A 4,454-nucleotide genomic window follows, 5' to 3' on the forward strand; every position below is an offset into this window, starting at 1 on the left:
CCGCGTTTCGGAAGGACTGTCTGACATCAAGGAGGCCCTCGGCGCATTGTTAAGATGATCGAAATCACCGTAACCAAGTCCGGCGGAACAGACAAAGCGTTTTTCCCCTGCCCGGAGCGGCCACCGGCCTTGGCTCCTTTGCTGTTGTCTTCGGTGGATCGCAATTTGGAAGCCTCGGGACTATTATCCGCGCCCGGTTCTTCCTTCTGCCGTCCGGCTTGCTCCAGACCCATGACTTTTGGCAACCTGTGCTTGAACCAGAGGCGACAATCTTCACTTTAGGGTAGCCAAAGAAGCCAGAATCATACACGTTAACCAAGAATGCCGACAATGTCCGTTAGGCCTCGTTGTCGGGTATGCAGCGCAGTGATGCACCGGTGTTCCGGCTGCGAAGCCAGTATTTTCACCTGTCTGGCACCGCAAGCCTTAACCATTGATCAACACTGGCACTGTAATTTTGCGGCCATGCAACCCCCGTTGTTACGGGCTTGGCATGCTTGTGAATCGAAGGTTTTGAAGCGGGGAGTTACCATGAAGAATTATCTGAAAAAGCTATTGGCGCTGGTATTTGTCGTGTCATTGACAGGCGCGGCGTGCGCATCAATGCTCAGCGTTCCTACGGGACCTGTTATCCTGACCGTCAGCGGTTCGATAAGCGAGACGAACGACAGCGACGTCGCGAAATTCGACCGGGCCATGCTTGAAGCATTGGAGTGGAAAACAATTGAATCCTACACCAGATGGACAGACGGCGCGACCGAATTCTCAGGTGTGGAACTCTCGGCCCTTTTGGAGGCAGTTGGCGCAAGCGGGACGAAGTTCCTTGCAGTCGCCCTCAACGACTACAGCGTGGAGATACCGATATCCGACGCCGAAACGCATAACGTGCTTTTAGCAATGGAAATGGATGGCGTCGCGATGAAAATTCGGGACAAAGGCCCGATCTGGGTTATTTATCCGCAAACCGAAGAGCAAGCCAGCGAGCCGAGGTTTGACGAAAAGATGATTTGGCAGCTAAAGTCGATCAAAATTATTGACTGAAGTGTGAAATGTTATCTCTCAAAAACCCTGTAACCCGTGGGTGCATAGCGGGGATCCTGTCGGCATTGCTCCTGGGATCTCTGTTAATGCATCGCGCGGAGTTGCAGCAGGCGCGGAGGGAGCTGGCCTACAACATATCGAGCAACACCTGGTATGTGAACGAACTGATATTGGAAACCGTCAGGCTTCAGCAGGCCTTGGCCGATGTCGCGCTTGAGAACTCAACGATCGGAGATGCCCAAGTCCGCTATGAAATATTGTGGAGCAGGGTCAAGGATATTCCCCGATACGAAGTATCCTCCAGCCCGACGATAAAGTCCCAGGTCGAGAAATATTCCGCTTATCTGGAAGGCGCAGAAGATTTCTTTTACGGAAGCACGCCTTTCACCAACTCCGCAATCCAGGATAATCGAGCACAACTCGGGGCTCTTGCCGCCGACATGAGAAAAATTTGGATTCAGGAGAACGCCAGTGTCCATTTCGTAAATGTGGCCTCCGATGTCCTTGCCGGCACACCGCAGCAAAATCGCGACGAAATTTTCATCGGTCTCATTCTTGCAGCCCTGTTTTGCTATATGACCTTCGAACTCGTGGTCTCTGTCAACGCCCGCAAAAAAGAAATCGAATTGCGTGAGCGCGCAATGGTTGCCAACAAGGCCAAGGACCTGTTTCTGGCAAATATGAGCCATGAAATCCGGACCCCCATGAACGGCATTATCGGTATGTCCGATTTGCTCAGCGAGTCCGAACTGTCGGAAGATCAAAAAGTGTTTGCCAGCACTATCTATTCCTCGGCCCACGCTTTGCTCGCGATTATCAACAGCATATTGGATTATTCCCAGATCGAGGCGGGTAAAATGGAACTGGGGTCGGCGCCTTTCAACCTGCACGACACGGTGTTTGACGTCGCCGCGCTGCTTGCGCCCACTGCCGCCGAGAACAAGACCGAGATTTGCGTTGATATGTTCGGGCTTGAAGACCTCATTCTGTTGGGCGATGTCGGCCGCGTCAGACAGGTCCTGACCAACGTTGTCGGAAACGCCGTGAAGTTCACCCATAATGGATGCGTCTTCGTCCGAGCGTTCAAACAGGAAGACCACGGCCACAAGGTTTCACTGAAAATCGAGATCAGCGATACCGGACACGGTATCCCGGCAGAGAAACTGCCCTATATCTTTATGCCGTTCGAACAGGCCGAAGGTGGCACGACCCGCCGTTTCGAGGGGACCGGTCTGGGCTTGTCTATCGCCCGGAGACTGGTTCAATTGATGGGTGGACACATCGAGGCGCAATCGGAACTGGGGAAAGGGTCCGTATTCTCCATCGACCTTACGTTCGACCGGGCCAGCGAAACAGTCGCCCGCAACAATCGCGACGACGCGCTCTGTGTCGGCAAACGGGTTCTGGTCGTAGACGATCTGGAGACCAACAGGACCGTACTGGAGCGTGGCCTCGGAAGGCTCGGCATGCAGGTATTGGCGGCAAGTGACGGGGAACAGGCTATCCGGATACTAAAATCCGAAGCCCTGGCTGGGCGGCATTTCGATCTGGCGCTGTTCGACAACCAAATGCCGGGCACGACCGGTATCGAACTGTTGCGGCGCATCAGGCAGCACCCTGATCTGAATGGGTTCCCGGTCGTTCTTCTGTCGACGATCGATAAAGTGAAGCAAAACAAGGAGAGCACGGCAGCAGGTTTCTCCAGTGTGCTTATGAAACCTGCGCGGCGCGATCAGCTTGTGGCGGCTATCGCAAATTCGCTGAGAGGAGCCCGCGGTTCCTCCGACGGTCAGGTGGTATCGGGGAATACGGTGCCCATACTGTCGGATAGTGATCACAGAAAATAGGTAAGCCGAGCTCGAAGCGGCGATCACGCCCGCCAGCGCCGCAATGCCAACAGCAAATACCTTGACGAGCGTGCATCACCTGCCCCTTTAGCGCCGACCAATCCGGCGTGCTACTTCCGCCAATCCTTCGCCTATTATCGGCGTGGTCCAATTTCGTTACATCGGCCCAAGGATGATCAGCGGCCGGATATCGCTGAGATCCTGTCGGGGAGATGGCAAACCGAGGTCGCGGTAATGGCTCTCCGACAAATCTGCGGCAGAAGCTATACGGGGCTTCCCGAACATCCCGGTGATGACGCGTTTCAGGGTTGAGAGCCCGGGCATTTTGATATTCCGGGTCGTTTTCGGGGCGCTGACAGTATCTGCAAACATGGCTTCGAACTCCTTAGCAATCTCTTTCAGTACCCCCACATTGCCGCAGTGCTGTTACGACCCCGCGAAAAGACCGTGACAGCGGCGGCAAAAAGGCGATAAATCGAAAGGCATTGCATTAAAAATTTCAGGAGATGTTTTTGGACGCCGCAAGCAGCAAGGCCGAATTCAGGATCAACACTCTGGGCGACCTGTCCCTGCAGAACGCTTCGGCACGGCTTGTCAAGCTGCGCACCCGGAAGGGCCTGCTCCTGCTTGCTTTTCTGGCGGCAGACCCGCAGCGAAGCTGGAGCCGCGAACATCTGGCCGCGATATTCTGGGGCGACCGCATGGACCAGCAGGCCCGAAACAGCCTGCGCAGCGCCCTGTCGGATATTCGCAGCGCGGTCGGCGAAGCCGCGGTTCTGGTCGACGGCGGCACGTTGACTATCAATCCGGCGGTCGTTGCATCCGATACGGGACATCTCAGGCAACTCCACCAATCTGGCGGAGACGACGGGACCGAAGACTTCCGCACTTTTTACGGCGGCGAGTTTCTGGAAGAGTTCGACGGTCCCCAAGACGCAATAGACTGGGTAATGTCGATGCGTGCGGAATGCCGCGACCTTGCGGCAAATGTCCTTAAACGCCGCCTGCACGCGCAAAACGAGCGCGGCGACATCGAGACGGCGATCCGGTCCGCGCGGGAACTGCTGTCGCTCGATCCCTACAGCGAAGACAGCCACCGCACGCTGATGCGGCTCTATGCCTCGAACGGCGAGCGGTCCAAGGCCATTGCACAGTTCCAGAACTGCCGGCAGATGATGCAGCACGAACTGGGCGTGGAACCCTCAACCGAGACCAAGGCCCTGGCGGACGAAATTGCGTTGCGCGACAGCGTCGCGATCACCGACATGCACAGGCTGGTCGAAGACGCCGGGCACGTAGAGCATCAGCCGCCCTTGCAGAACGATGCGGGAATCGCGAACGACACGCTCTCGATCGCGGTAATGCCCTTTGCCAACATGAGCGGTGACGCCGAACAGGACTATTTCGCGGACGGCATTGCCGAAGACATCGTGACCGATCTGTCGCATGTGCCCAACCTGTCGGTTGCTGCCATAAGTTCGACAACCGCCTTGAAGGGGCTCGCGAACCGCCCCGACCAGGTCGCCCGGGACCTGTCGGTTCGATACGTGCTGGAAGGCAGTGTCC

The 4,454-nt window shown here is 56.2% G+C and carries 4 protein-coding genes; 3 read left to right on the top strand and 1 reads right to left on the bottom strand.

Annotated elements, in window-relative coordinates; genetic code table 11:
- Window positions 1-531 precede the first annotated feature (531 nt).
- Window positions 532-1,041 (top strand): putative pterin-binding protein, encoded by a 510-nt coding sequence (locus AC221Y_RS20665; RefSeq protein ID WP_486708256.1) that lies wholly within the window; start codon window positions 532-534, stop codon window positions 1,039-1,041.
- An 86-nt stretch (window positions 1,042-1,127) separates the two neighbouring features.
- Window positions 1,128-2,888 carry an ATP-binding protein gene (locus AC221Y_RS20670; RefSeq protein ID WP_486708257.1) on the top strand — a complete coding sequence of 587 codons (1,761 nt, stop codon included), beginning with the start codon at window positions 1,128-1,130 and terminating at the stop codon, window positions 2,886-2,888.
- 156 nt (window positions 2,889-3,044) lie between these two features.
- On the opposite strand, the gene AC221Y_RS20675 is transcribed toward AC221Y_RS20670, so the two are convergent.
- Window positions 3,045-3,260 (bottom strand): hypothetical protein, encoded by a 216-nt coding sequence (locus tag AC221Y_RS20675; RefSeq protein WP_486708258.1) that lies wholly within the window; start codon window positions 3,258-3,260, stop codon window positions 3,045-3,047.
- Between the two features lie 140 nt (window positions 3,261-3,400).
- Between AC221Y_RS20675 and AC221Y_RS20680 the strand changes: the two genes are divergently transcribed.
- A partial coding sequence (locus AC221Y_RS20680; protein ID WP_486708259.1) for a BTAD domain-containing putative transcriptional regulator occupies window positions 3,401-4,454 on the top strand: 1,054 nt, incomplete at its 3' end.

The sequence above is a fragment of the Boseongicola sp. genome (assembly GCF_057460485.1).

Coding starts and splice junctions, on each gene's coding strand:
- AC221Y_RS20675 (WP_486708258.1), bottom strand. CDS start 3,260: ATGTTTGCAGATACTGTCAGCGCCCCGAAAACGACCCGGAATATCAAA.
- AC221Y_RS20665 (WP_486708256.1), top strand. CDS start 532: ATGAAGAATTATCTGAAAAAGCTATTGGCGCTGGTATTTGTCGTGTCA.
- AC221Y_RS20670 (WP_486708257.1), top strand. CDS start 1,128: ATGCATCGCGCGGAGTTGCAGCAGGCGCGGAGGGAGCTGGCCTACAAC.